The organism is Hoeflea sp. IMCC20628, assembly GCF_001011155.1.
Lineage (GTDB): Bacteria > Pseudomonadota > Alphaproteobacteria > Rhizobiales > Rhizobiaceae > Hoeflea.
In genome coordinates this window covers 20508-44778 of record NZ_CP011481.1, presented here as the reverse complement: position 1 = coordinate 44778, position 24271 = coordinate 20508, and the positions used below count along the sequence as shown (strand labels likewise).

General features: G+C 55.3%; 27 protein-coding genes and 1 pseudogene. 19 read left to right on the top strand and 9 right to left on the bottom strand.

The window, feature by feature from the left end; translation table 11 throughout:
• Positions 1-93 precede the first annotated feature (93 nt).
• The gene (locus tag IMCC20628_RS23745) at positions 94-2508 is read left to right on the top strand and encodes a heavy metal translocating P-type ATPase (protein ID WP_197078513.1); all 2415 of its coding nucleotides are present in this window, start codon (positions 94-96) and stop codon (positions 2506-2508) included.
• Positions 2509-2658: 150 nt separating this feature from the next.
• Here the strand turns inward: IMCC20628_RS23745 and IMCC20628_RS23740 are convergent, their stop codons facing one another.
• The 3 genes from IMCC20628_RS23740 to IMCC20628_RS23725 form a co-directional block, all read right to left on the bottom strand.
• Positions 2659-3141 carry a hypothetical protein gene (locus tag IMCC20628_RS23740; protein ID WP_156174721.1) on the bottom strand — a complete coding sequence of 161 codons (483 nt, stop codon included), beginning with the start codon at positions 3139-3141 and terminating at the stop codon, positions 2659-2661.
• Between the two features lie 143 nt (positions 3142-3284).
• Positions 3285-4636 (bottom strand): IS3 family transposase gene (locus tag IMCC20628_RS23735; RefSeq protein ID WP_156174385.1). Its coding sequence is split into 2 segments (ribosomal slippage): positions 3285-4300 and positions 4300-4636, totalling 1353 coding nucleotides; the frame shifts between segments, so codons are not numbered across the junction.
• A 167-nt stretch (positions 4637-4803) separates the two neighbouring features.
• A complete protein-coding gene (locus IMCC20628_RS23725; RefSeq protein WP_245307989.1) occupies positions 4804-5706 on the bottom strand; it encodes an EamA family transporter in 903 nt (300 codons plus the stop codon).
• A gap of 417 nt (positions 5707-6123) precedes the next feature.
• Here IMCC20628_RS23725 and IMCC20628_RS23720 point away from each other — a divergent pair, with 417 nt between their 5' ends.
• The 6 genes from IMCC20628_RS23720 (at position 6124) to IMCC20628_RS23695 (ending at position 10072) form a co-directional block, all read left to right on the top strand.
• Complete coding sequence (locus IMCC20628_RS23720) at positions 6124-6360, top strand: hypothetical protein (protein ID WP_047033051.1); 237 nt, start codon at positions 6124-6126, stop codon at positions 6358-6360.
• Positions 6361-6424: 64 nt separating this feature from the next.
• Positions 6425-7075: a hypothetical protein gene (locus tag IMCC20628_RS23715; protein ID WP_047033050.1), complete on the top strand. Its 651-nt coding sequence runs from the start codon at positions 6425-6427 to the stop codon at positions 7073-7075.
• Positions 7065-8252, top strand: a complete 1188-nt coding sequence (locus IMCC20628_RS23710) for an XRE family transcriptional regulator (RefSeq protein ID WP_052766657.1) — start codon at positions 7065-7067, stop codon at positions 8250-8252. Before IMCC20628_RS23715 ends, IMCC20628_RS23710 begins: the two co-directional genes overlap by 11 nt.
• Before the next feature lie 45 nt (positions 8253-8297).
• Positions 8298-9179, top strand: a complete 882-nt coding sequence (locus IMCC20628_RS23705; protein WP_210165845.1) for an IS1 family transposase — start codon at positions 8298-8300, stop codon at positions 9177-9179.
• A 108-nt stretch (positions 9180-9287) separates the two neighbouring features.
• Positions 9288-9470 carry a hypothetical protein gene (locus IMCC20628_RS23700; RefSeq protein ID WP_047033048.1) on the top strand — a complete coding sequence of 61 codons (183 nt, stop codon included), beginning with the start codon at positions 9288-9290 and terminating at the stop codon, positions 9468-9470.
• The gene (locus IMCC20628_RS23695; protein ID WP_047033047.1) at positions 9467-10072 is read left to right on the top strand and encodes a hypothetical protein; all 606 of its coding nucleotides are present in this window, start codon (positions 9467-9469) and stop codon (positions 10070-10072) included. The genes IMCC20628_RS23700 and IMCC20628_RS23695 overlap by 4 nt, the downstream gene beginning before the upstream one ends.
• A gap of 306 nt (positions 10073-10378) precedes the next feature.
• On the opposite strand, the gene IMCC20628_RS23690 is transcribed toward IMCC20628_RS23695, so the two are convergent.
• The 5 genes from IMCC20628_RS23690 to IMCC20628_RS23675 all read right to left on the bottom strand — a co-directional run bounded on the left by IMCC20628_RS23690 (position 10379) and on the right by IMCC20628_RS23675 (position 14784).
• Positions 10379-11638, bottom strand: coding sequence for an APC family permease (locus IMCC20628_RS23690; RefSeq protein WP_047033117.1), 1260 nt, complete (start codon positions 11636-11638; stop codon positions 10379-10381).
• A 101-nt stretch (positions 11639-11739) separates the two neighbouring features.
• Complete coding sequence (locus IMCC20628_RS23685) at positions 11740-12798, bottom strand: YncE family protein (RefSeq protein ID WP_047033046.1); 1059 nt, start codon at positions 12796-12798, stop codon at positions 11740-11742.
• Between the two features lie 202 nt (positions 12799-13000).
• Positions 13001-13198, bottom strand: coding sequence for a hypothetical protein (locus tag IMCC20628_RS25285; RefSeq protein ID WP_156174720.1), 198 nt, complete (start codon positions 13196-13198; stop codon positions 13001-13003).
• A 539-nt stretch (positions 13199-13737) separates the two neighbouring features.
• Positions 13738-14367: an RNA polymerase sigma factor gene (locus tag IMCC20628_RS23680; RefSeq protein WP_052766656.1), complete on the bottom strand. Its 630-nt coding sequence runs from the start codon at positions 14365-14367 to the stop codon at positions 13738-13740.
• 51 nt (positions 14368-14418) lie between these two features.
• On the bottom strand, positions 14419-14784 hold the full coding sequence (locus IMCC20628_RS23675) for a hypothetical protein (RefSeq protein ID WP_047033045.1): 366 nt from the start codon (positions 14782-14784) through the stop codon (positions 14419-14421).
• A gap of 693 nt (positions 14785-15477) precedes the next feature.
• Here IMCC20628_RS23675 and IMCC20628_RS25850 point away from each other — a divergent pair.
• The 7 genes and pseudogenes from IMCC20628_RS25850 to IMCC20628_RS23640 form a co-directional block, all read left to right on the top strand.
• A pseudogene (locus tag IMCC20628_RS25850) lies at positions 15478-15708 on the top strand (transposase); the annotation flags it as partial.
• Positions 15709-15785: 77 nt separating this feature from the next.
• The gene (locus tag IMCC20628_RS25525; protein ID WP_047033115.1) at positions 15786-16166 is read left to right on the top strand and encodes a hypothetical protein; all 381 of its coding nucleotides are present in this window, start codon (positions 15786-15788) and stop codon (positions 16164-16166) included.
• 289 nt (positions 16167-16455) lie between these two features.
• A complete protein-coding gene (locus IMCC20628_RS23660; RefSeq protein ID WP_047033043.1) occupies positions 16456-16935 on the top strand; it encodes a plastocyanin/azurin family copper-binding protein in 480 nt (159 codons plus the stop codon).
• 52 nt (positions 16936-16987) lie between these two features.
• Positions 16988-17272, top strand: a complete 285-nt coding sequence (locus tag IMCC20628_RS23655) for a copper-binding protein (RefSeq protein ID WP_047033042.1) — start codon at positions 16988-16990, stop codon at positions 17270-17272.
• 220 nt (positions 17273-17492) lie between these two features.
• Positions 17493-17792: a hypothetical protein gene (locus IMCC20628_RS23650; RefSeq protein WP_047033041.1), complete on the top strand. Its 300-nt coding sequence runs from the start codon at positions 17493-17495 to the stop codon at positions 17790-17792.
• A 92-nt stretch (positions 17793-17884) separates the two neighbouring features.
• Complete coding sequence (locus tag IMCC20628_RS23645; protein ID WP_047033040.1) at positions 17885-18184, top strand: hypothetical protein; 300 nt, start codon at positions 17885-17887, stop codon at positions 18182-18184.
• Between the two features lie 92 nt (positions 18185-18276).
• The gene (locus tag IMCC20628_RS23640) at positions 18277-18558 is read left to right on the top strand and encodes a hypothetical protein (RefSeq protein ID WP_047033039.1); all 282 of its coding nucleotides are present in this window, start codon (positions 18277-18279) and stop codon (positions 18556-18558) included.
• A gap of 210 nt (positions 18559-18768) precedes the next feature.
• Here IMCC20628_RS23640 and IMCC20628_RS23635 read toward each other — a convergent pair whose 3' ends face one another.
• On the bottom strand, positions 18769-19137 hold the full coding sequence (locus IMCC20628_RS23635; RefSeq protein ID WP_047033038.1) for a hypothetical protein: 369 nt from the start codon (positions 19135-19137) through the stop codon (positions 18769-18771).
• 1119 nt (positions 19138-20256) lie between these two features.
• On the opposite strand from IMCC20628_RS23635, the gene IMCC20628_RS25275 reads away from it, so the two are divergent.
• From IMCC20628_RS25275 to IMCC20628_RS23610, 5 genes are read left to right on the top strand one after another with little or no spacing between them, the layout of a single operon-like run.
• Positions 20257-20490 carry a hypothetical protein gene (locus tag IMCC20628_RS25275; RefSeq protein ID WP_156174717.1) on the top strand — a complete coding sequence of 78 codons (234 nt, stop codon included), beginning with the start codon at positions 20257-20259 and terminating at the stop codon, positions 20488-20490.
• Positions 20487-22001: a TolC family protein gene (locus IMCC20628_RS23625; RefSeq protein ID WP_047033036.1), complete on the top strand. Its 1515-nt coding sequence runs from the start codon at positions 20487-20489 to the stop codon at positions 21999-22001. The genes IMCC20628_RS25275 and IMCC20628_RS23625 overlap by 4 nt, the downstream gene beginning before the upstream one ends.
• A 21-nt stretch (positions 22002-22022) precedes the next feature.
• On the top strand, positions 22023-23384 hold the full coding sequence (locus IMCC20628_RS23620; protein ID WP_047033035.1) for a copper oxidase: 1362 nt from the start codon (positions 22023-22025) through the stop codon (positions 23382-23384).
• A gap of 34 nt (positions 23385-23418) precedes the next feature.
• On the top strand, positions 23419-23901 hold the full coding sequence (locus IMCC20628_RS23615) for a cupredoxin family protein (protein ID WP_047033034.1): 483 nt from the start codon (positions 23419-23421) through the stop codon (positions 23899-23901).
• A 38-nt stretch (positions 23902-23939) separates the two neighbouring features.
• Entirely contained in the window at positions 23940-24224 is a 285-nt protein-coding gene (locus IMCC20628_RS23610) for a copper-binding protein (RefSeq protein WP_047033033.1), read from the top strand.
• Positions 24225-24271 lie beyond the last annotated feature (47 nt).

The window sequence follows — 24271 nt, the reverse complement described above, 5'->3', positions numbered from 1 at the left end:
TAAATGTCGGCTGTACAGACCGAAATAGCATTGACGAGATAGCCTAACGCCCACGGTCGAAGACCGCCAAAGGAACAGATGATGAAAACAAGCGTGATCAAAGTTGATGACATGTTGTCGGTATGGAGCCTCGACGAAGTGGAGAGTCGGATCGGCGAGGTACCCGGCGTTGAAAGCGTTACGGTGAATTTCGCCGCGAAGAACGCCACCGTCCGCTATGACGAAACCCGGGTTGCGGTTTCCGATATCAAATCAACAGTGCACGAGCTTGGATTGCAATCCAACAGACCTGCTGAGGATGCACCTCCTGAGGTAGCAGCCACCAAGGATCATGAAGACCACCTAGACGACAGCAAACCGGCAGCCGCCCTCTTATCTGCCACACAGAAATCAGGGGCGGAAACTCCTGCCGCTACGCATGACGCGCATGCAGGACATGAGCAACACGACGGCACGGTGACGGATGCGTCGAAGTCCTCATCTGGCAGTCAGACCGACACGCCGGAACCCTCATCCGACCATGCGGGCCACGATAGCCATGACAAACATCAGGGCCATTCTCCCGAGAAGTTTCGGGATCGGTTCTGGCTGTCGCTCGCTGTCACCGTTCCGGTTGTCATCTGGTCGGCCCCCATCCAGGAATTGCTTGGCTACCAGGCTCCGGCGTTCCCCGGATCGGATTGGATGGCGCCTGTGCTCTCTACTGTCGTCTTCCTCTACGGCGGTCTCGTTTTCCTTCAAGGTGCGTGGCGCGAGCTGAGAGATCGACTACCGGGGATGATGACCCTCATCTCGCTCGCTATCACGGTCGCATTCGTATTTTCCTGGGTAGTTCAGCTTGGGCTGATTGACTCGATGCCACTGTGGTGGGAGCTGGCAACGCTGGTCGCGATCATGCTGCTGGGCCACTGGATCGAGATGCGATCCATCAATCAGGCTCAGGGTGCTTTGAAGGAACTGGCAAAGCTTTTGCCAGACACGGCAACGCGGATAACCGATACGGGCGAGGAAACGGTCGATATCAGTGCCTTGCGCAATGGCGACCTGCTACTGGTGCGCCCGGGTGAAAGCGTTCCCGCGGATGGTGTGGTGCGCAAGGGTGCCAGCGACATTGACGAGGCGATGATCACCGGTGAATCGCGACCCGTGAAAAAAGGCGAAGGGGACGAAGTGATCGCCGCCACGATCAACGGAGAAGGGTCTCTGCGCATTGAGGTCACCGGAACGGGCGACAAGACCAAGCTGTCGGGCATCATGCGGCTGGTAGCCGATGCGCAGACCTCCAAATCCAGATCTCAACACCTGGCAGACCGCGCAGCCCGGCTTCTTACCGTTGTCGCGATTGGTGCGGCGGTGGTAACTTTTGCGGCATGGCTACTGCTAGGGGCCGAGCTGGATTTTGCGGTGGTGCGGATGGTGACGGTTCTGGTGATCGCTTGCCCACATGCCCTCGGGCTGGCGGTGCCGCTGGTGGTGGCCATCTCCACGACTCTAGGCGCCCGTAACGGCCTTCTGGTCCGGGACCGCCGTGGGCTTGAGGAGGCCCGCAATCTTGACACCGTAATTTTCGACAAGACCGGAACATTGACGCTGGGCGAGTTCCGGATCGTCGCCAGTTCCGTTGCTGAAGGCCTGAAGGAGGACGAGGCCCTTCGCATCGCGTCTGGTATTGAAGCTGAATCCCAGCATCCGATAGCCCGGGGGATCGTCAAAACTGCGGAAGACAAAGGCATCGCGGTCCCATCAGCCGACGGATTCCGCGCGATCACCGGCAAGGGCGTTGCAGCCACAATCGACGGGGTCGAGTATCATATGGGAGGGCCGGCGCTGCTCAAGGCGGAAAACGTCGATGTTCCACCAGCACTTCAGGCTGCCTCCGAGGCCGCAGCCAGCAATGGTCAGGCAGCGATCTATCTCGTCCAGGCGGGCAAGGCGCTGGCTGTCTATGCGGTGGCGGATGCGATCCGCGAGGAAAGCCGTGAAGCCATCGCGGCGCTGCATGAACGGGGCATTGAGGTCGCCATGCTGACGGGCGACGCACAGGCGGTGGCCGATGCGGTCGCAAAAGAACTTGGCATCGATACAGTTTTCGCGGAGGTGCTGCCCGACGACAAGGCGTCGAAGGTCCGAGAGTTGCAGGCCCAAGGCAAGAAGGTGGCTATGATCGGGGACGGGGTGAATGACGCGCCCGCCCTTGCCACCGCGGATATCGGGATTGCGATCGGCGCCGGAGCAGACGTGGCCGTCGAGGCTGGGCATATCGTGCTGGTGCGATCGGACCCTCGTGACATCCCCCGTATCATCACACTGAGCCGGGTCACATATCGCAAGATGAAACAGAACCTCTGGCTGGCAGCGGGCTACAACATCTTTGCCATCCCGCTTGCCGCGGGAGTGCTTGCGCCATGGGGTATTCTGCTCACGCCCGCTGTGGGCGCGATACTGATGTCGGCAAGCACGGTCGTGGTCGCAATCAACGCGCAACTCTTGAAGCGGGTCAAGCTATGAGCTCATCAACAAAGGGCCGAGAGACCGCAGTGGACATGGTGAAAGGCATGAGAACAGGTTTTGGCTAAAGTCCTGTCCAAACAAGGAAAGCAGCATAGCCAGAAGTCGAGTTCTATTAGCAACCCTACCCTTGGGACGGAACGTGGTTGCCTATTTGCCTCGACAAAGTAACGTTCTGATCTGATCACCAGACCGGCGCACCGCCATGGCGCCTGACGCAATGCATTGCCGCTTGTAGCGGAATTCCAGTGTACCTATGGTGTTACTAAACTTAGGCCTGATGACCATATCGGCCTGACCGAAACGCAGCTTGGCATGCTCGCTCTGACAGATCTCGATTGATCTCAGCATCGCTTGTATTCCGTTGCGGGGAGCGATCCCGGTTTCGGGCTGGCTTGGATCAACAGCGATCACTACATCGACACCGGTGTTCCGCGCCACATCTATAGGCGCGATGTCCGCATAGGCGCCGTCCATCAGGACATGAGGACCATCAATCAGCGGTGGTAAGATGCCTGCAAGCGCAGCACTTGCATAAACGTAGTCAGCCGCTGACCCTCGGTTGTACACAACCCGTTCCCCCGACAGCACATCCGTCGTGCATACAAAGACAGGAATCGATCCATCCTCCAAGTTCTTGCCCTTGGTCAGGGAGGAAAGGACACTCCGGCCCCAGCTCTCAGTGCGCGCTCCTGCGCCCCAGTGTCCGTCGTCAGATAAAATGGGACATCAGAGCGGCTTGAGTATTGGAGGCTCTGGTTCGTTTGTGTGACTGATTATGCCGCTTGTTTTTGATGGTGCAAGCGACGTTGGCGGATTGTCAGCTTCTTGATCTCTTTCCTTTCTCTCAAGATGGCTTTGTCGCGCCCAAAGTAGACGTCGGCGGGTGTGACGTTCTTCAAGCTCTCGTGGTAGCGCCTGTTGTTATAGTAGTCGACGAAGGCCTCGATCTGGCGTTCAAGATCGCCTGGCAGATAGTAATTTTCCAGCAGGACCCGGTTCTTCATCGTCTGATGCCATCGCTCGATCTTTCCCTGGGTTTGCGGGTGGAACGGGGCTCCACGAACGTGATCCATCTTCTTGTCCTCCAGCCATTCAGCCAAATCGCCAGAGATGTAACATGACCCGTTATCGCTGAGCAGGCGCGGTTTGTGGCGCACGACGGCCTGGTCGCAGCCCGATGCCTGAAGCGCCAGTTCAATGGTGTCTGTCACGTCCTCGGCCCGCATGTTTGTGCAAAGCTTCCAGGCGATGATGTAGCGGCTGTAATCGTCCAGGATCGTGCTGAGGTAATACCAGCCCCACCCGATGATCTTGAAGTAGGTGAAGTCGGTCTGCCACATCTCATTGATGGCGATAGTTTTGTCTTTGAACTCATTGGCTGCCTTGATCACCACATAGGCCGGTGCGGTGATTAAATCGGCTTCCTTCAGGATACGATAAGCCGATGATTCAGAGACAAAATACCGCTTCTCATCAGTGTATTTGACTGCCAGCTCCCGGGTCGTCAGCGCCTCGTGTTCCAGCGCGAACTCAATCAGGTCATCACGCCGGTCTTGGGGGATACGGTTCCAGACCGACTTCGGCCGTGGAGACCGATCATCCAAGGCAACAACCCCACCGTCGAGGTAAAGATCATACCATCTGTAAAAAGTGGTGCGCGGTATGCCCAGCATATCGAGGGTCTGCTTGGTTGGCAGGTGCGATCCTTCGACCGTGCGAATGATCTCAAGCTTCTCGGTCGCAGGGTATCTCATGCCTCGTCCTCCCCAGCACCTGTCATGCTTTTTTTGAGCAGGCGGTTCTCCAGGGTCAGATCGGCGACGCATTCCTTCAACGCCAAGGCTTCAGAGCGAAGGTCCTTTACTTCCGGCGACGTCGCTTGCCGTGCTGTGTCACCCGAGAGCCGGCGCTTGCCTGCTTCCAGGAACTCCTTCGACCAGCTGTAATACAGGCTTTCGGCGATACCTTCGCGGCGGCACAGCACCGAGATGCTTTCCTCTCCACGCAAACCCGCCAAAACGATACGGATTTTTTCCTCCGCTGAATAGGTCTGGCGGGTCTTGCGGCGGATGTTCTTGACCAGCTTGTCAGCTGCGTTCTTCGATGTTTCAGGCTTCTGTCTCATCTCGATCTCCCAATCGGTAAGATGAACCAGAAATCCTCCGTTGTTCAAATCCTCAAATCTGTCCCACGGGCGCTGACGTCAGACAGTACAGCAACGCCGAGGAAACTGAACTCTGTCAGAGCCCCATCGCCGAACATCAGGACCTTCGGCCAACACCTCGGTGAGCATTACGCTGTAACGCCAATAAGTGCCGGCGGCGCAATGCCCTTTCGAATGACCATCATGACGCCAACAAGGGCAAGAGACGTGCCGATCAATTCCGGCCAGCCCAGGGACTCGCCATAGTAGAGCAAACCCATCGTCAGCCCGAATACCGGCACAAGAAAGCTGAACGCATTGGCCTTGCTCAGCGGCACTTCTGCAAGAACCGACATCCAGATGACATATACCAGCGCGGAGCCAAACACCGCCAACCCAACCAGTGCAAACAGAAAACCGGGCGACCACTCGATCACAGTGAAGTCTTCAGTCACGACGGCAATCACCGCCAGCGGGATACTGCCGATCAGCAATTGGACACTGATGGCCATCAGTGGATCGACCGTATCCGCAATCCGTTTCAGCATCACATTGCTGATAGTGATGCCAAGAGCCGCCAGAATGATATACGCGATGCCGATGAGGTAGCTCTCCTGACCACCTCCGAACAATCGCGGTGCAGCGATGACGACGATTCCCAGAAACCCCAGAACAAGACCCGATTTACCCCAGCCCGTCAGCCGCTCACCCAAGACGACACCCGCGAGGCCCGCAGCCATTAAGGGCTGGGTGTTTGTGATAACTGTCGCAATCCCAGGCGACACGAATTCGGCCGCATGAAACATGCCAAAATACCCCAGGCTGGTGGCCCCAAACCCGATAGCTGCGAGGGTGATCCACGTCTTCCAACTGCGCGGAAAAGGGCGACGCAAAGCCAGCGCGATCCCCAACAGGATTACGCCGGCGATCACTGCCCGCAAGGTTGCAAACGTCAGGTGCGGGGCATAGGCGATGCCAATTGTTATCAACGGATAACAACTCGCCCAGAGAAACATCGCGAAAATTATTTTTGCAGTGGTCAGTAATTTCACGAGTTCATCAATTCATTGTTCGTTGAGATATTGGTGAGCGGTCACTTAATATTTGATCAATACTGAGCTATGACCACGCATCATTGAGTGGTACTGATCCGAATTCTCCAACTGCCTGAGGATCAGAATGAAAAAGCGATACAGATGATTGGGTAGTGTCTCAGTTTGAAATTTGATCCGATTGACAGGCTATCGAATCCCGGCGCGAATTCCTATATGCTTAGTGGCAAGCATGAGGTGACCGAATGAGAACGCGAAAATCAGAACGCACGTGCAAGTGCGGTGCCGTCTACGAACGAACGGAACAGAGCATCCCCGCTCGCGATATAGAAGAGTTTTCCTGCGAGGTGTGCGGTGGAGACTTAGAGCACTTTAGCGGTGCTGCTGTCGTGAGCTACAGACTTATTAGGAGGCCTGATGCCAACCGGACCTAAAGGACAGAAGCGCCCTGCCGACGCCATCGGACGGGCTGTACGCATCGCACAGATCGCCACTGGCGAGATTGAAGACGATGTGCCCGACGATGGCAAAGACCCGAACGCCAAGGCTCTTGGCGCGAAGGGTGGCCGGAAGCGCGCCGAGAACATGACGCCAGAGCGGCGGAAAGAGATTGCACAGAAGGCTGCGGCAAAGCGTTGGGCGAAGGATGGTTGACAAAAACGCTATTTTTTCGTATTTGGTTGCAGTGGAATGATTGCAACCGATTCGAGACCCAACCATGACAAGCCCGGAACTCTTTATCAAAGACCAGTTTCCAGTTACTCAGTGGCCAGTTATCCCTACAGTTCTGAAATCCGCTTACGCTGCGGCAAATGACCTTTACAAGGACAACCCGTTCCTTGAGGTGAATAGCGCCCAAGATAATCGCGGTCGGTTGATCGCTTTTGCTGTCGATTTTGGTATCGAACGTGCGATCAAAAGCGGGGCTATCGATTGCGATTATCGGTGGGAACAATTTGCGAGGCCAACAGGCCGTTATTTGCAGTTGCGTTTCAAACACTCAACCGCATCTGTTAGTCAGATCGCGGACCCGCTTCGCCAACCAAGGCCCGTTGTGTTTAGGGAGAACGCAAGGCTTCGGACGCAGCAGGTGTTTGCTTTTGAGGAATTCCGCGAAGAATTGGAAATTGTGGGCCTCCCGCATTTTCTATTGGTCCATGGTCACCAGTCCTTGGAATTTGCGCATATAGGCCTGCCATCAGCGGCTTCAAAAACACATTTTTCATGGACATCCCCCAATCTCATGAAAATGCCTCACGCGGTAAGTATGGACGCCGAAGTCCCCCCAGAGGATACAGACACTGGATTGGATGACTTGAATTTGTTGAAAGAAGACATCGAGCGTTGGATTAAGGACAATGGTGAATAATCAGAACGTATTCCAGTTTCCAAAAGCCGCCCAAGCTGAACACATTGGGCGGCTTTTGATTCCAGATCGCTTGACAGAAGGGCGGCTAGCAGCCCGGCTCACGCAAACGGAACTTGCGGAGCGGGTTGGCGTGAGCCGCCAAGCAGTTTCGGCATATGAGCTTGGCGATAAAAACCCCGAACCCAATGTAATGACAAAGATCGCCTCCGCGCTCGGCCAACCTGTAGTTTTTTTTACGAAAGAACAAAGGGGTGGGTTTGGAAAGCATAGCGCCAATTTCTTCAGGAAGGTTGGCACCGATACCAAGCGGCGCAACCAAGCATGCGAGATATACGCCAAGTGGCTTTCGTCAGTTGCGCATGCATTTGACTTTATCGCCAACTACCCAGCCGTAGATATCCCCTCTTATGAGCCACGCGGGGGTAGTTACGAAGACGAGGAAATTGAAGAATACGCTGAACGTACAAGGCAGCACTTCGGCCTTGGCCTTGGCCCCATTTCGAACGTTGTCCGTCTTTTGGAGACTAAGGGGATTATTGTATCTCGCTATCGGATAGAGGGCGAAAAGATAGAAGCCTTCTCTTTTTGGTCAGGGCCGCGCCCATTTATGTTTCTATCCTCGGACAAGGAATCTGCGGCTAGGGCGCGATTCGACGCCGCGCATGAGCTCGCCCATTTATGCCTGCACCGTTGGGTCGGTGCGGAGGAAATTGATGATAAGGCTAGGTTGAAGGAAATCGAGCGAGAAGCAGACCATTTCGCCGGTGCATTCTTGTTGCCCAGGCAATCGTTCCCCAACGAAATCTACTCGCCGAGAGCAGAGAGTTTTGTCGACCTCAAGGCCCGTTGGAAAGTGTCGATCCAAGCAATGGTTTACCGCGCCAAAGACCTAGGATTGTTTGATGAGCGTCAAGTTACTAACCTATACAAACAGATTTCATACAAAAATTGGAGAAAAATAGAACCTTTAGACAGAGGAACTAAGGCCATTCAATTTGAAGAGCCATTGCTATTGAAGAAAATTACCGAGCTTGTGTTCAGCAGTGGAAGATATTCGATGGACAGTTTCAAGGCGGATGTAGCTTTGTCTGATTATGATCTTGAAAAGCTCACCGGTTATTCGTTTGTCGCTAACTCTGATGAGGTGGCCCCCGACTTCACACCCTCCTTGAAGTGAACTTTCATGGTTGACACTAAGCATAAAAGTTCATATGTTTCGAGTATGGCAAACGTACTCGACACATCAAAGCGCGCTCAAATCCTCTCCATGCTGGTTGAGGGAATGTCCATGCGGTCCGTCTCGCGGATCACTGGCGTTTCGATCAACACGGTTTCGAAGCTTCTGGTGGATGCTGGCAACGCCTGCGCCGAGTACCACGACAACACAGTTCGCGGCGTCAAAGCCGAGCGCGTTCAGTGTGACGAGATTTGGTCGTTCGTTGCTGCCAAGGCGAAGAACGTCAAGGGCATGAAGACCCCGGTTGATGGCGCTGGCGATGCTTGGACATGGACAGCCATTGACGCCGACAGCAAACTGATAATTTCTTATCTGGTCGGCGGTCGCGGTGCATCCTACGCAGGCGAGTTTATGGATGATGTAGCATCGCGCCTCGCCAACCGCGTCCAGCTTACCACCGATGGCCACAAGGCATATCTTAACGTTGTAGAAGGCGCTTTCGGTGCGGACGTTGACTATGCGCAGTTGGTCAAGATTTATGGCACAGACCCGGACGGTGTTCGCGGTCGTTATTCCCCGGCTGAATGCACCGGGATCAAGAAAACCGAAATCACTGGCGACCCGGACCGCGACCATATCAACACGTCCTATGTGGAGCGCATGAACCTGAATATCCGCATGAGCAACCGCCGCTTCACGCGCCTGACCAATGCATTTTCAAAGAAGGTCGATAACCACCTTCACATGCTCTCGCTGTACTTTGTGCATTACAATTTCTGCCGGATGCACAAGAGCCTTAGAATGTCGCCAGCAATGGCCGCTGGCGTATCTGACACGCTCCGCGATATGGATTGGATTGTTGGTTTGATTGACGCCCGCGCACCGAAGCCCGGCCCGCGCGGTGCATACAAGAAGCGTAGCGAATAGACGAACTTCGCTTGCGCATTTTGTAAACCTCTGACAAAACATTTTGTGTAACGTTTGGGCTGCGAGTACGTTGTCGTTGTGACCGCAATTTGCAGACGGGAGCCAGATATGACGCAAGAACAGAGAAATAAGAAGATCCTCAAGGGTATTGAAGCTGCGACAAAGCGAGCCGTGGCCACGAAAAAGTCCGCCCGCGATACCCTTATCAAAGAGGGGATATATACCACTAAGGGGAAATTGAGGGTTGAATTCGGGGGAGCAGGTAGCAAGAAAGGGTCTGTTGCTGCTTGAGCCGTCTAGCGACTTCCTTTGTCTTAGGCTACCACGGGTGCGACGGGGCCGTTGCACGTAAAGCCGTGCTGGATGGCGTTGAAATCATTAAAAGCGATAGGGATTACGACTGGCTAGGACCAGGCGCGTATTTTTGGGAGTCAGACCCGAAGAGGGCGCTGGAATGGGCCCAGTGGAAGGTCTCTATCGGGCAGTACAAAGAGGCCAGCGTTATCGGCGCGGTGATAGATTTGCGCAGTTGCCTCGATCTGGTTTCCAGAGAAGACATTGAAATTCTCCGCGCCGCACATGCCTCTTTCGTTAAGGTGCAAAAGACCGCAGCTCTCCCCGTCCCTAAGAACACAAACCCAAAGGGCGCAAAGGACCCGGACAGGGTTCTTCGGTTTCTTGATTGCGCCGTCTTTCGTCACCTTCACCAGATGATAGATGAAATCATCAAAGATGATCCTTCATTCGAACCATTTGATACGATAAGGGGGATGTTCGTTGAAGGCGGCAAGGCGTTCACTGGAAGCGGAATTTATATGAAGAGCCACGTTCAGATCGCTGTACGAAACGCAGCTTGCATCAAGGGCATCTTTTATCCGCTAAATTCAAACTGAGACACTACCGATGATTGCGCTGCGCGCAACTTTGCCTCCAACATCAGTTACAGTTTGCCCGACCTCCTGCATTGGTCGCGCTGGCAATTGACCCAAATTGCCAGCGCTCGTGAATGTATATCAGCGGCGTGCGTATCGAGAGAACCCAGCGGTGTTGTAGTCATTTCGCCGATGAACTCGAACCACCCCCAACCCCCTAATTTCTCTGATCCGGCCCCGCACAACTGGTGGGGCGCGTTTTCAAAGTCGCTATGTTTGCAAATCGTCAATTTTCCTCACACATGGCTCCGCCGCTCACGTGCGCGGTCAGTGTCTCGCTACTGCCTCCAGCGCCGTCCAGCGCTTCAGGTATATCCGTTCGTAGATGAACACCGCTGAAATCGCGGCACCTGCATATAGAACGATCATAGGATCAGATCCCAATTTCATTGTCGTGAATGCTGCCAGAACAAATCCGTCGAAGGCAATCGCGCAAAGCAGTATGGCCCCATGCGCGCCAATTTCGCGGCGCAAATGCCGAAACACGCCCCAATGCACCAGCATGTCCATTATCAAGTAAAAGAATGCCCCTAGCGACGCGATCCGGCTCAGATCAAAAAACACCGCAAGCGCCGAAGCCAGAACGACCGTGTAAACCAGAGTGTGGCTGCGGATCGGGCCCGACATGCCAAAATGGCTGTGAGGTATCATTTTCATTTCCGTCAGCATAGCGAGCATGCGCGACACCGCAAATACACTCGCCAACACGCCTGACGCGGTGGCGACAGCTGCCAAGACGACTGTCAAGTAAAAGCCAGACTGTCCCAATGCCGGCGATGCGGCTTCGGCAAGTGAGTAATCCTTGGCGGCAACAATTTGATCAATCGACAGATTGGACCCGACCGCAAAAGCGACAAGCAGATATACCACCGTGCAAATGGCAATCGATATCATGATGGTGCGGCCTACATTGCGATGCGGGTCGGTGATTTCTGCACCACTGTTGGTGATAGTTGTGAAGCCTTTGAAGGCCAGGATCGACAGGGCTACAGACGCAATGAACCCGGTCAAATTGAAGTCGCTGTTGGTACTGCTTGCAGCTGCGAACGTGAAGCCGCCCGACCAAAGCGCAACGATACCAAAGAGCGCAATTCCTCCGATCTTGATGACCGCCATGATGATCGACAAAAGACCGACAGACCGGTTGCCCGAAGCATTCACGATAAAGGCAAACAGGATGACTCCGACCGCCAATACAGGCACCAGCGGGCCCCCTGCGATATCAAAGGGTCGCAATACATAGGTTGCAAATGTCCGCGCCACGAGGCTTTCCGAAATGACCATGGACAGTGCCATCAACAATGCCGCCGCTGCGGCGATGGCGCCTGGCCCGTAGGCTTTCTGCAAGATCATCGCTATCCCGCCAGAGGACGGCCAGGCATTCGACATCTTGATGTAACTGTACGCGCTGAAGGACGTCACGATGGCACCAAATACGAAAGACAGGGCAAAATATGGTCCGGCCAATTGCGCAATTTGCCCCGTCAGCGCAAAAATACCCGCGCCGATCATCACGCCGGTTCCCATCCCAACGGCACCGGCCAAACTGATCGAGCCCTTATTTAAAGCGTCATCGCCATGCGCATGTTTCAATGGTATCTCTCTTTCTTCAATGTTGGGGACCCGGGTCAGGGCAGTGCAACCATTTGGTGACCCTCACCTTCGATCTGGAATTCGCCTCGGGCCGTCATCGTCGCCTGATCTATAATCCAGATCTTTGGCTCGGCACGTGACGAAACAAAAAGCGTGCCAGTGTTGGGTATATTCGTCAAATGGTACGGTTCCGGGGATAGGTCTGCATATTGTATTTCACCGTCGGCAAGGGTGATTGCCGCGATCTTGTCTTCACCGCGACCGGCAACAAAAAGCGTTGCTCGGTCATCAGATAGATCCATCGCATGCAGCTCGCCACCAACGGCAAAGCTCCGCAAGACCGTTCCGTCGGACAGTGACAGTTCGATTACCTCGCCAGCGTCTGCGTCCGCCGCATAGAGCACCGCATTGTTCCTGTCGATGACGATATGCTCTGGCCCGCTGCCGGCCACCATGTTGCGTCGCACAATTCCTCGTCCGAGATCAACTTCGCTGATCGTTCCGTTGCCTGTGTTCGACACATAGACTACATCGGGATCGGATCCGAAGGCGGCATAATTTGGCATGTTACCGGTCGGAATATACGCCGTCAGCGTAAATGTCTTCAGATCAATAACCGATATCCCATCGCCCGTGGGGTGGGTTGCGACAGCATAGCGCCCGTCAGGGGAGACAGCGGTGTGATGCACCGCACCCGGAACTTCGATCCGCCGCATAATCTCGCCAGACGTCGTATCCAGAACGCTGAGAATGCTGATACCTGCATCCGAAGGTCCGATCGGTTCATTTTCGGCAGAAGAATGATGGGCAGCATGCTCATCTTCTGACACGCTTTCGGGTTGGGTCAGTTCCGATATTGCCGCGCGGTCGGTCTCGGCATAGCTGCCCGCTACCAAATACGGCACACCTGGCGCGCCCGATAGCCCATGCACCGCCTCAAGTCCTCTGATCGTTTTCACGGTCTCACCGGTTTCAGCATTGACCACAAGCACGGTATTGGCGCTGCCTACGGGCACAAAAACGATAGGCTCTGCTGCCGCGATTGCAACCGAAAGCAACAGCGCAGCTGTTGCGGCGATTTTTAGTTTGAACATCGGGATACTCCCTCTGAAGTGTCTGGTGGTGGATTGCGGACACCGCTTTCATCAGCGTTCAACGCGATGATTTCGGAGCGCCGTTGGTGCATGCAGGCCGCAAAAATTAACATCAGGCCGGATGCGATGGATACCAGAATGAGAGTCATTTTTGTTTCTCCTCATAGGGCGAAACCCCGCGACATGCGCCGGGGGTGACGGATCAGCTTGCGCCGCAGCACCCGCCGGTCTTGGTGCCGGTGTCATGATCAACCCTGACGACGGCAGGCGCGTCTATACTGCGCGCAGCAACATTGGCCTCTTGCGTTTTGGACGAAGACCCGCAACAGCAGCCTTTTTGTGATTTATCGGGCGTTGCACCGAGCGGGATGTTTTTCGACTGCATCTTAGTTTTCTCCATGAAGAAGTGTCTCCTGCAAATATAGACGTCAGAGCCGGACCGACATTACGCAATCACAGGCACCCTCTGAGATTTACCCAGTTCGACGGTGAGCAGCCGCAACCGGACAAGCCATGTTTTGGGCAGATTCCCAACATCTCTGCGAACCGTTCCTTTAGAGCCCGGCGTCCACATCCAAGTCGATTGACTGTCGTGCTCTCGCTGAGCCCCAATCTGCGCGCGACGTCTTCTGATCGTTATCTGTCGAAATCGACACGCCAAACAATGTTGGCCTGATCAGGCGAAAGCGTGGACAAAAGCATGTCGATACAGCGCATATCAGTTCGTTGAGTTCAGGGGCACTTGTCGGATCAAGAGTAATCTGACGTTTCACAAGCTCACTCCTTGGTAGGTGTTTTGGAGTGGCACACATCGACACCCCTGATTAAGCTCTGCCTATTGCCAGGCGGCAGTTTCAGAGATCTTCGACTCGGATCGGTCATTCCACCTCCCAAGCCTTCCAGCCCTCTTGATCAGAAGTCGCGCTGCGGGATTGGGCATCACACCATCGTTGGGACATCAAACTGGCGAGGTATCGACGATGGCCGAACGCCACGAGAGTGATCGCAGTCACAAAACATGAAGCCGCCATCCCCGCAAACCGGGCAGACCTCCGCTATCTTTTCCCTCAACGCTGTTCTCGCGCGATGAACTCGAACTCCCAAAGAGTTGGAGCTCAGCCCGAGGTCAGCTGCTACAGCCGTGCGCGGCTCGTCTCGTAGATCAATCCGAGCCAACAACTCTGCCTGAGAGGGTTGAAGCAGCTTTATCGCCGCCGCAATGCAGGTGCATGCGGGCTCCGAAGTATCGGTGTCCTCCTGCTGGGTCACCTTGGTCTCGATCGCATAGGCCTCTGCGCCGCGATTTCGCGTTGCTTGCCGCCGGTAGTGATCCGTCAAGGTGTGTTTCAGGGTGACGCCGAGCCAAGCATCCAGCCTCTCATCGTCCTCGATTTGTGCATGATGGCGCAGCACTTTTACGCAGAAGTCCTGAAAGACATCCTCGGCATCCTGTGGCCTGCTCAATCTCCGGCGAAGAAAGCCGAGGAACCGATTGCGGGATTCGACGAGTTTTGTCTCAACGGCCCGGCGCGAGACCGTTGTTGCACGGGTGTTTTGTTCAGCAAACATTTTTGCTCCTTTCACATAGTTTTATGCAGCACCGACAACCGGCGCTGGCAGTCAGACCTGTGAAAGGAGTCGTGGCGGATAAAAGAGCAGGTACTTTACCAAAGATGACTTGATGTGTGGATGGGTCGGGCGTTCTGGTGAGCCTACCACGTAGGCCGGTACCAGGCTGCCGCTCGGAAGAATCATTGCTACGCAGCCAGGCCCGTAGTGACAATTCACGTCCGGAACGATTTTCTCCGCGGCATCGCCGATAACCGCTGAGTGGATGACCAATTCGGCGGCCGTCTGCACCGACGGAATGCGATGGTCAATCTCAGGAGCGACAGCTAGAACAGAAAAAAGGAACGCTGCGGTAACCGCGATGACTGTTACCGCGTACAACCGCACTGTCCACTTTGCTATCTTCAATCTGAACATACGCCTTAATTTTTCCAAACTCGACACGTTCCTTTTAGAGCTTCCTCGCACTGTTCGCCTTGACTTGAATCAAGCACCGAGGTCCCACTGGGCGGCGTTTACAGAACCGGGATCGCCCTTCTTTCCGTCTTTGTTCAAAGCGCCGAGCCGAGGTTGGACGAATTGGCACAGAGCGTTAAATTCGCAAAACAACAAAAGGTGCTACATGTCCCGGCCAGTTACATACGCCCGCCAACTACCTCCAGTAACATGTTCAAATCCGTCCCGGACTGATGCAGGTTTGGGTCGTGTCCGCCTTTCGTGACGGAAGTTCGAGCCGTGCGTCAGCACCGAACATTGGTGTGTGCTACAATCCCTCATGTCCGAGAGGATGAACCGGACAGGCAGCGCGATGATGCCAGCCTGGCCGGATCTATCGTCTCCGAACCGAATTTCCGCCAGCGATGATCTTCCGTATCAGCGCAGCGGTGCCTCTGTGCATTTCGACTTCCACGTCAGAGTCGCCAGCGCTCTCGTGTGCTGATGCAGCATCCCCGAGAACTTCGCACTTTGCTCGACGACCCCGACATCAATATCAGCCCGCGAATGCGTACGCTGATATCGGACATGGCAGACGAACTTGATAAACTAAACGTGCGTATTGGCACCTTTGATGCCGAGATCAAGGGATTGACGCAGTCTGATCCGGCGATGAAGAGACTGACGGAAATACCCGGTGTAGGACCGATGACCGCCAGCGCTCTGGTTGCAGCAATCGGCGACGGGCAGGCCTTTGGCAAAGGCCGTGATCGCTCTGCGTGGCTCGGCCTGGTACCGCGTCAGATCAGTACAGGCGGCAAGGTGCCACAGAAAAGACAGCTTTCTGTAGCCTTTTCCGCTTCACCGGAATTCGTTTTGATGGATTCGGGAACTCCCGATAGTTAACAGAACGTTAATAAACTAAATAAATTCAAAGACTTGAAAAAAGATTGGTCCGATTCTATATGTTGAGTATGAATGTGATGTATCGAATCATAGGCAGGAAACTGCTGGTTCTTATCAGGATGGCGATTATCGTGTCGCTAGCCGGTTACTCACTTTCAGTTGCTACTGCGGCTCCGCACAGCGATCCGTATGTCGACAATCAAGTGAGTGCATTCCAGTTGATGGATCAGGTGGACGCACACATGGCGTCAGGCGATAGCCATCGCGTCAGTTTGCAGGTTGACCAAGGTTCGAAGCTTGTGAAGCAGGAATGCTGCAATGACTTCTGCTTTGGCTTTGCTCTCGTGACGTGCTGGAATGACACGAGCGGACCCGTCGTTTCGGCTGCCCGCGAGTTCATAGACGAGCACGGCATTGCCGGCGAAACTCCCGGCCTTCACCGCCCTCCCAAAATTTAAGTAGGAACCGCCCGTTTTGCGGGTCTGATTGTGCACATGTGAGCATTGTCCGCTCCTAGCGGTGCTGACATCTCCTACTCGGATCACATCTTGAAATTCACATTTCTGATGGCCGTAGTGCCGCTCATTGCGAGCGGATGCACAGCCGCATTGCCTTTTGTCGTCAGCGGTTAGGGCAAACGCCTGGACTGTATCAGAAGACCGATGCGACGACGCACATTTCACCCATGTCACACCCAAGCCGTGAACGCACGGTTGATCTACCTCCCAAGAAAAAAAGGACCAAACAATGAAGACTGTAACCCTCGCACTCCTCGTCGCCGCCCTGGCCTCTCCGGCCCTCGCTTCAGGCTCTCATTCGGACGGCCATGCCGAAGCCATGGCCATTGGTGAGCCTGGCAAGAAGGCAAAAGCCACCCAGACGATCCGGGTCTCCATGAAAGAGACCGAAGACGGCCAAATGGTTTTCTCCCCCAACGACTTTAAAGTCCGCAAGGGGCAAACCGTAGTCTTCGCCATCAAGAATACAGGCGAACTGGAGCACGAATTCGTGCTCGACCAAGAAGACAAGGTCATGGAGCACAAAGCCATGATGGCAAAATTTCCGGAGATGGAACATGACGATCCCAATGCCATCCGGCTGGCACCGGGCAAGACCGGCGAGATCGTCTGGAAGTTCACAAATGACGGCGCCTTCAAGATCGCCTGTCTCATTCCGGGCCATTATGAATCCGGAATGCATGGCAACGTCATTGTAGCCAAAAAGTAACACCCGGAACAAAAGCACCCTAACAAACGCAACATCCCAAAGGAAAACAGACATGAAAACAATTCTCAAGATCGCTTCCGCCACCATCCTCACTTTCGGCCTCGCCTCGGGCGCATTGGCAGTCGAATACACGAAGGGCGTGGTCAAGAAGGTCGACGCCAAGGCCAAGAAGGTCACGCTCATCCATGAAGAACTGAAAAACCTCGACATGCCGGCCATGACAATGGTGTTCCGTATCAAGGACGACACTTTGCTGGCCAAACTGAAGCAAGGTGCAAACGTCGAATTCGTTGCCGACCGGGTCGAGGGCAAGCTGACGGTCGTCGAACTGAAATAGGGTGCATCTGAGCGGCCCAACCTCGAACGTGGGCCGCTCATGACATCGATGCACTCCCTGCCGATCTAAGACTCATGCTGCGGCCAATCAGGACTGAAAGTGTGGAGCCGCCCCTGTGGTCGACTTCCCGACTTTCAGTCACTGGCGGAGCCGTGTCCGGCCAGCCGGACATGAGTAACAAGATACCCCATCCAACCAACGTCCTTGAAAGGACCATCCCATGACAAAACACCTCGTCGCTCTCGGCCTGACACTCGCAACCACCACCGGCGCATTTGCCCAGTCCTCAGCGCTCGACGCCTATCAGGCTCCTGCCAGCCATGGCTCCGGCAACTACGTTGTTGGTGTCAGCAATGACCTGGTCAGCTACGACCGCGCCGGAAATGACGGCTCACCGAGCTTCGCAGCACCGCAGGGTGGCATCGACTACACATCCACTAGCTCCGTCGGCGACGTGTCAAATGATCAGGTTATCTACGACCGCGCCGACAATGAAGGCTCGCCGACTTTCGCTCGCTAAGACCACACCCAAAGCGGGGCCGGCTTTCTCCCGGCCGGCCCCGTTCAGCTTCCCAACCTCATCACATTCAATCCGTTTCAAGGAACACGACCATGAACAAGATTTTTATCGCTCTCAGCCTGACACTCGCAACCACCACCGGCGCATTTGCCCAGTCCTCAGCGCTCGACGCCTATCAGGCTCCTGCCAGCCATGGCTCCGGCAACTACGTTGTTGGTGTCAGCAATGACCTGGTCAGCTACGACCGCGCCGGAAATGACGGCTCACCGAGCTTCGCAGCGCCGCAGGGTGGCATTGACCACACAGCCACCGGTTCTATCGGTGGCGTGTCAAGTGATCAGGTTATCTACGACCGCGCCGACAATGAAGGCTCGCCGACTTTCGCTCGCTAAGACCACACCCAAAGCGGGGCCGGCTTTCTCCCGGCCGGTCCCGCTCAGACTCCCAACTTCATCACATTCACTTCGTTTCAAGGAACACGACCATGAACAAGATTTTTATCGCTCTCGGCCTGACACTCGCAACCATCACCGGCGCATTTGCCCAGTCTTCAGCGCTCGACGCCTATCAGGCTCCTGCCAGCCATGGCTCCGGCAACTACGTTGTTGGTGTCAGCAATGATCTGGTCAGCTACGACCGCGCCGGAAATGACGGCTCACCGAACTTCGCAGCACCGCAGGGTGATATCGACTACACATCCACCAGCTCCATTGGCCACTCTGTAGCATTTGAGCAAACCTTTGCCATCTCGCCGCGCGCGCTTTAGCACTCAGTTGCGATTCATTCCTCTTGCAGGGGTGCACATGCCGTGCGCCCCTGCTTTGTATTAGTTCCAATGAGCGGACTGCGTATAGGTTGTTGTCAGTCCCATCGGACTGATTTTAGTGAAGCCGCCCCGACGAAAAAGGTTCGCCGACTGAATACAGAAACAACGAAATGCCGCCGAACCAAACCCGCATCAACAATTTATGACCGCTCATGACATTGGCGACATGCAAACGGCTAGCCAAAGGTCGTGCTTCCAGTCAATACCGGCAGAAAGTGCTGAGTTTATATTGTAGTTGGTTTCGCTGACTTTGACCAATGCTGGGGCGTTACACCTTATGCTAGCCGAATGTCTTGACCAATCTATGTACAGAGAGTTTCCGGTGGAGTCTTTTTCCACCACAGAAATCACCACATCAACATCAAAATCGCCGTCGCTGGCAACACCGCTGCTCACAAGGTTCAGGTTGACAGTTCTTAGTCCCTCGGCGCTCGCGGTATAAAATATGTGATTTTCGTTCGCATTGGCCGGAAGCACGAGACAAGAGAACAGGATTGTCGTAAAAAAAATCTGACGCATAACAACCTCCCGTGGATTACACGAAAGGATCATTTTAGCACAGCGGGACATGGGGGGCGAATCTTAGGATACGTTCCCGCTTTACCGGGTCTCTTCGGTGAAATTCAAACGGATTTTTTGAAGATCAGAGAGAGTGTATTGCCCGCGACCCCCTAATTGGTTCGTTCATTGTTAGAGGTCCTTCGCCCCAGCGTTGCGGTTTGCCGTGCTCATGGAGGATTTTCATAACTTATTGATCGAGCCATTCCTAACGAAGTCTGTGACTGTTGCGCCGAAGCTGACATTTAGCTGCAGTTTGCCGGCTGAATGACGCATCGATAATACTCGACTTGGGGCCTGTTCCCTAAAGTGTCGCGCCAAAATGTGTTCGTTTGAGCGGTAGCGCACGTGCATCAATTCAAAGCGCTGCAGCGACCTTGGTGCATCCGATTGAATGGGCGGCGCAGTTCTGCAGATCCTGATCTTAACTTCACTACTGCAGAGCCCGTGGCCGACAATGATCAACGGAGGAATACGTGACCCGGACATATCGCGGGTTTATTGTCAGAAGGAGTCCGCCAAAATCCGCAACAAATTTTTGTGAATGATTCACCTATTGTTTTGGCCGCAATGATGTGGCATCTCTCCTCCATATGAAGATGCCGAACCGCCAAAGATCCCGTCACGGGCGCTTGCTTCTGGTGTTGATGTTTGTTTTTACAAGCATCGTACCTGGGTCTTTGCATGCTTTCGCCATGGCTGGGGCTCAGGCAGGCAGCGGCGGTGGACACCATGCAATGATGGGTCACGTGTCTGGCGATCATCCCGCGGTCGCTCACCATCAATCCCAGGACGTGTCCGCTGATGTCGCGCAAGATCCGATCCCCGCGGATTCGGACACCGTCATAGACCGTTGCTGTCCCGCGACTTGTTTTGTTGCCCTTTGCAGCTTTGATGTCGTGACTGCGGATCGCTTCGTACCCGAGAGTTTTCAGGTCGAATCCACGGCTGAATTCATTGTCGTTGTCTTGGCGCTGCCCGAGCGGCCGCCGCGAGCCTGAAGTGTGACCTGATCCGTCCAAGGGTCATCGACGCCGGAACTGACCGGCCATTCACACTCTCTATCGCAGTAGGACAATCATGTTTCGTTATCTCTTGGCGGCTGCCATGCCGCTGGCGCTCGCCGGCTGTACGGCGGCGAACAGGCCTGCCGACGTCTTTTCGGTCAATTCCCCGGTCGAGTCAGACCTGGGTATTCGCAGTACTCATCATCATACGGTCCTGAACGGATATACGCATCGTGTTCCGGTAGATCCGAAACCATGGCGTCAGCAAAATGACGACCGGGCGCCCGGCGCGGGAGCCGGATCATGAACGCGCGGGGAGTGTTCAAAGCACGCCTTGTTCTGCCACTTGCGGCAATCGCTCTCTCGGGATGCGTAACCGATCAGGATTTGGCTGGATATTCGGCAAAGGATGCCGGATTCGGGGTCGTTTCGGCCGCCGTTTCAATCGGCACCAAAGGCAAGGACACCGTCTGGATCCAGAATCAGCAGCAGGCCAAAGCTGTTTCCGAGCGCGTCCAGGGTCTGGTTCACAAGAAGACCATAAATGCAGACACTGCGGTGCAGGTGGCGCTGATCAACAATCGCGGACTTCAGGCAGCCTATGCCGACATTGGCATGAATGCGGCTGAAGCCTGGCAGCAGGGCATGCTCGAAAATCCGACGGTCTCCATCGGCCTGCTCGGTATTGGCGCTCCGGAACTGGGAGCGCTCAGGGCGATCGAAGGCATGATCGCAACCAATATCCTGGCGCTGGCAACCCGCAAGGCGCGGGTCGATATCGCCGACACCCGTTTCAGGCAGGCACAGATGCGGGCGGTCGACGCAACTTTGAAGGTCGCCAATGACACGCGCCGGGCCTGGATCAATTCGGTCTCGGCGTTCGAGACGGTCGCCTATCTCAATCAGGCCAAGGTCGCTGCCGATGCGGCATCGGAACTGGCACAAAAACTGGGTGAAAGCGGCGCCATGGGCAAAGGCGGCCAGGCGCGTGAACACGCGTTTTATGCCGAGCTGACCGGACAAATAGCCGAAGCGCGGCTGGCGTCACGGCTGGCGAAAGAAGAGCTGACCCGGCTGATGGGCCTGTGGGGCAGCGAGGTTGATTACTTCGTCCCTAACCGCTTGCCGCGGCTTCCAAGTGGCGTCATCAAGCGCAACCGCATCGAGCAGGAAGCACTTGAAAACCGGGTCGATCTTCGCGTTGCGAAACTCGAACTGGAAGCTGTCGCCAAAAGCTATGGCCTGACCGAGGCCACGCGCTTTGTCACCGATCTGGAGATCATCTCCGGTGTTGAGGCCGAGCGGGAAATCGAGACTGAATACGAGATTGCCGGTGGCAATCTGGAGGAGACCAAAACCCGGAAAACGGTTGTTACTCCACAACTCGAACTGGAGTTCGTGATTCCGATCTTCGACAGTGGCAAAGCCCGTCTGCGCAAGGCCGAGCTCGCTTACATGCAGGCGGCCAATCAGCTTGCGGAAAAGGCCGTCAATATTCGGTCCGAGGCGCGTTCTGGCTACACAGCCTATAGCGCGACCCATGAGATCGCGCGGCACTACCTCAACGCCGTTGTGCCGCTGCGCACCACGATCGAGGCGGAATCCCTGCTGACTTATAACGGCATGATTTCCAACACTTTCGAGCTTCTTGCCGACACCCGCGCCAAGATTGGAACCCTGATGTTGGCGATCAACGCCAAGCGTGAGTTCTGGCTGGCCGATGTCAATCTGTCCGCTGCGATCTATGGCGGCGGAACCGGTGCGGGCAGCTCAGCTGCTGCACCATCCGTTGGCGATGCTGGCGGCGGCGGCCACTAACTTTCCGGAAAGGAAAAGACCATGATGAACAGACGTCAATTACTCGGCGCAAGCGCTGCCGGTGCGGCCCTTGTTTCCTCGACCGCCTGGTCGAAAACGACCAATATGGGGCTGCCAGACGCAGCCCTGATGGAGAGCCCGCTGACCCAGGCGCCGCTGATGCCGTCGACCGGACCGGACTACAATCCGGTGGTGACGCTCAACGGCTGGACCCTGCCGTTCCGGATGAACAACGGGGTCAAGGAGTTTCATCTGATCGCCGAGCCCGTGGAGCGTGAACTGGCCGAAGGCATGACCGCCTATCTGTGGGGATACAACGGGCAATCCACCGGTCCAACCATTGAGGCCGTGGAAGGCGACCGGGTCCGGATCTATGTCACCAACAAACTGCCCGAGCATACAACGGTGCATTGGCACGGCTTGATCCTTCCGTCGGGCATGGATGGCGTCGCTGGCTTGTCCCATCCAGCTATTCCATCTGGCAAAACCTACATCTACGAATTCGATCTGGTGAAATCTGGGACCTTTATGTACCATCCCCACGGCGACGAAATGGTGCAGATGGCGATGGGAATGATGGGCTTTTTCATCGTTCACCCGAAGGATCCGGCCTTCATGCCGGTCGACCGTGATTTTCTGATCATGCTCAACGCCTTCGACATCGATCCCGGCTCCTATGTGCCAAAAATCATGACCATGAACGATTTCAATCTGTGGACATGGAACAGCCGCATTTTTCCGGATATTGACCCACTGGTGGTGTCAATGAACGACCGGGTTCGCGTGCGCGTCGGCAATCTGACCATGACCAATCACCCGATCCATATGCATGGCTATGATTTCGAGGTAACCGGCACCGATGGCGGCTGGGTCCGGCCCGAAGCGCGCTGGCCGGAAGTGTCGATCGACATTCCGGTGGGCGCGATGCGGGCCTATGAATTCGATGCCAAGCATCTCGGAGACTGGGCCATCCATTGCCACAAGTCGCATCACACCATGAACGCCATGGGACATGACGTGCCGACCTTCATCGGCGTCGACAAGTCCAAGGTCACCAAGAAGATCCGGATCGTGCAGCCCGAATACATGCCGATGGGAACCGCCGGCATGGCCGATATGGCGGAAATGTCGATGGAACTGCCCGACAACACGATTCCGATGATGGCCGGCTGGGGGCCTTACGGACCGCTGGAAATGGGCGGCATGTTCTCGGTCGTCAAGGTCCGCGAAGGTATCTCCGCCGGCGATTACAGCGATCCGGGCTGGTACGAAAACCCTCCCGGAACCCAGGCCTATGAGTGGACCGGCGAACTCCCGGAGTTCGCCAAGGCCGCAGACGCGTCAACAACCATCACCCCGAAGCCGCATGGCGGCAAAACCTGACCACACCCTGACCAACCAACCAAAAGGAAAATCAATGAACCTAATTACAGGTAGCACTTTAGCCCTCATCCTGCTCAGCACGCCCGCGCTTGCGGCAGGCACTCACGGCGGCGGACATCACGATGAAATGGATGCGGGCAAGCCCGGCAAGGCGTCCGCTGTCAGCCGGACGGTTGAAATCTCCATGTCTGAAACTGACGATGGGCAGATGCTCTTTGAGCCAGCCTCGCTGCAGATAGCGGAAGGCGAGACGATCCGGTTCAAGATTCAGAATGCCGGTGAACTCGAGCACGAATTCGTCCTCGACAGCCATGGCAAGAATATGGAGCACAAGGCGATCATGGCGAAGTTTCCAGAGATGGAACACGATGATCCGAATTCGATCCGGCTGATCGAAGGAACCAGCGGCGAGATCATCTGGACGTTCTCCAAGGCCGGAACGTTCGAGTTCGCCTGTCTCATTCCCGGTCATTACGAATCGGGCATGAAGGGTGACGTCACTGTCGCCAGCAAATGAAACTGAAAACATCTCCCACTACACTGAAAGGTATTCCCATGCGCAAATTCGCAACTCTCGCTCTTGCTTCGATGATCGCCGTGACCGGCGCCACTGCGGCGCTGGCAACAGAATACACCAAGGGTGTCGTCAAAAAAGTTGATCTCAAGGCTGGCAAGGTCACGATCATTCACGAGGAACTCGTCAATCTCGAAATGCCGGCCATGACCATGGTGTTCAAAACCATGGACACAGCCATGCTTGAAAAAATGAAAGAGGGTGAGAACATCGAGTTCGTCGCAGACCGGGTGAAGGGCAAGCTCACGGTTACCGAGCTGAAGTAAAGCGCGCAAAATATGGTGGCGGGAGGCTCACGGTTCCCGCCACCTTG

Excerpts from the sequence above, each read along its gene's own strand:
- IMCC20628_RS23720 (WP_047033051.1), top strand. The coding sequence starts at position 6,124 with ATGCCAACCGGACCTAAAGGACAGAAGCGCCCTGCCGACGCCATCGGA.
- IMCC20628_RS23715 (WP_047033050.1), top strand. The coding sequence starts at position 6,425 with ATGACAAGCCCGGAACTCTTTATCAAAGACCAGTTTCCAGTTACTCAG.
- IMCC20628_RS23710 (WP_052766657.1), top strand. The coding sequence starts at position 7,065 with ATGGTGAATAATCAGAACGTATTCCAGTTTCCAAAAGCCGCCCAAGCT.
- IMCC20628_RS23705 (WP_210165845.1), top strand. The coding sequence starts at position 8,298 with ATGGCAAACGTACTCGACACATCAAAGCGCGCTCAAATCCTCTCCATG.
- IMCC20628_RS23700 (WP_047033048.1), top strand. The coding sequence starts at position 9,288 with ATGACGCAAGAACAGAGAAATAAGAAGATCCTCAAGGGTATTGAAGCT.
- IMCC20628_RS23690 (WP_047033117.1), bottom strand. The coding sequence starts at position 11,638 with ATGGGAACCGGCGTGATGATCGGCGCGGGTATTTTTGCGCTGACGGGG.
- IMCC20628_RS23685 (WP_047033046.1), bottom strand. The coding sequence starts at position 12,798 with ATGTTCAAACTAAAAATCGCCGCAACAGCTGCGCTGTTGCTTTCGGTT.
- IMCC20628_RS25285 (WP_156174720.1), bottom strand. The coding sequence starts at position 13,198 with ATGGAGAAAACTAAGATGCAGTCGAAAAACATCCCGCTCGGTGCAACG.
- IMCC20628_RS23680 (WP_052766656.1), bottom strand. The coding sequence starts at position 14,367 with ATGTTTGCTGAACAAAACACCCGTGCAACAACGGTCTCGCGCCGGGCC.
- IMCC20628_RS23675 (WP_047033045.1), bottom strand. The coding sequence starts at position 14,784 with ATGTTCAGATTGAAGATAGCAAAGTGGACAGTGCGGTTGTACGCGGTA.
- IMCC20628_RS25525 (WP_047033115.1), top strand. The coding sequence starts at position 15,786 with ATGTATCGAATCATAGGCAGGAAACTGCTGGTTCTTATCAGGATGGCG.
- IMCC20628_RS23660 (WP_047033043.1), top strand. The coding sequence starts at position 16,456 with ATGAAGACTGTAACCCTCGCACTCCTCGTCGCCGCCCTGGCCTCTCCG.
- IMCC20628_RS23655 (WP_047033042.1), top strand. The coding sequence starts at position 16,988 with ATGAAAACAATTCTCAAGATCGCTTCCGCCACCATCCTCACTTTCGGC.
- IMCC20628_RS23650 (WP_047033041.1), top strand. The coding sequence starts at position 17,493 with ATGACAAAACACCTCGTCGCTCTCGGCCTGACACTCGCAACCACCACC.
- IMCC20628_RS23645 (WP_047033040.1), top strand. The coding sequence starts at position 17,885 with ATGAACAAGATTTTTATCGCTCTCAGCCTGACACTCGCAACCACCACC.
- IMCC20628_RS23640 (WP_047033039.1), top strand. The coding sequence starts at position 18,277 with ATGAACAAGATTTTTATCGCTCTCGGCCTGACACTCGCAACCATCACC.
- IMCC20628_RS23635 (WP_047033038.1), bottom strand. The coding sequence starts at position 19,137 with ATGCGTCAGATTTTTTTTACGACAATCCTGTTCTCTTGTCTCGTGCTT.
- IMCC20628_RS25275 (WP_156174717.1), top strand. The coding sequence starts at position 20,257 with ATGTTTCGTTATCTCTTGGCGGCTGCCATGCCGCTGGCGCTCGCCGGC.
- IMCC20628_RS23625 (WP_047033036.1), top strand. The coding sequence starts at position 20,487 with ATGAACGCGCGGGGAGTGTTCAAAGCACGCCTTGTTCTGCCACTTGCG.
- IMCC20628_RS23620 (WP_047033035.1), top strand. The coding sequence starts at position 22,023 with ATGATGAACAGACGTCAATTACTCGGCGCAAGCGCTGCCGGTGCGGCC.
- IMCC20628_RS23615 (WP_047033034.1), top strand. The coding sequence starts at position 23,419 with ATGAACCTAATTACAGGTAGCACTTTAGCCCTCATCCTGCTCAGCACG.
- IMCC20628_RS23610 (WP_047033033.1), top strand. The coding sequence starts at position 23,940 with ATGCGCAAATTCGCAACTCTCGCTCTTGCTTCGATGATCGCCGTGACC.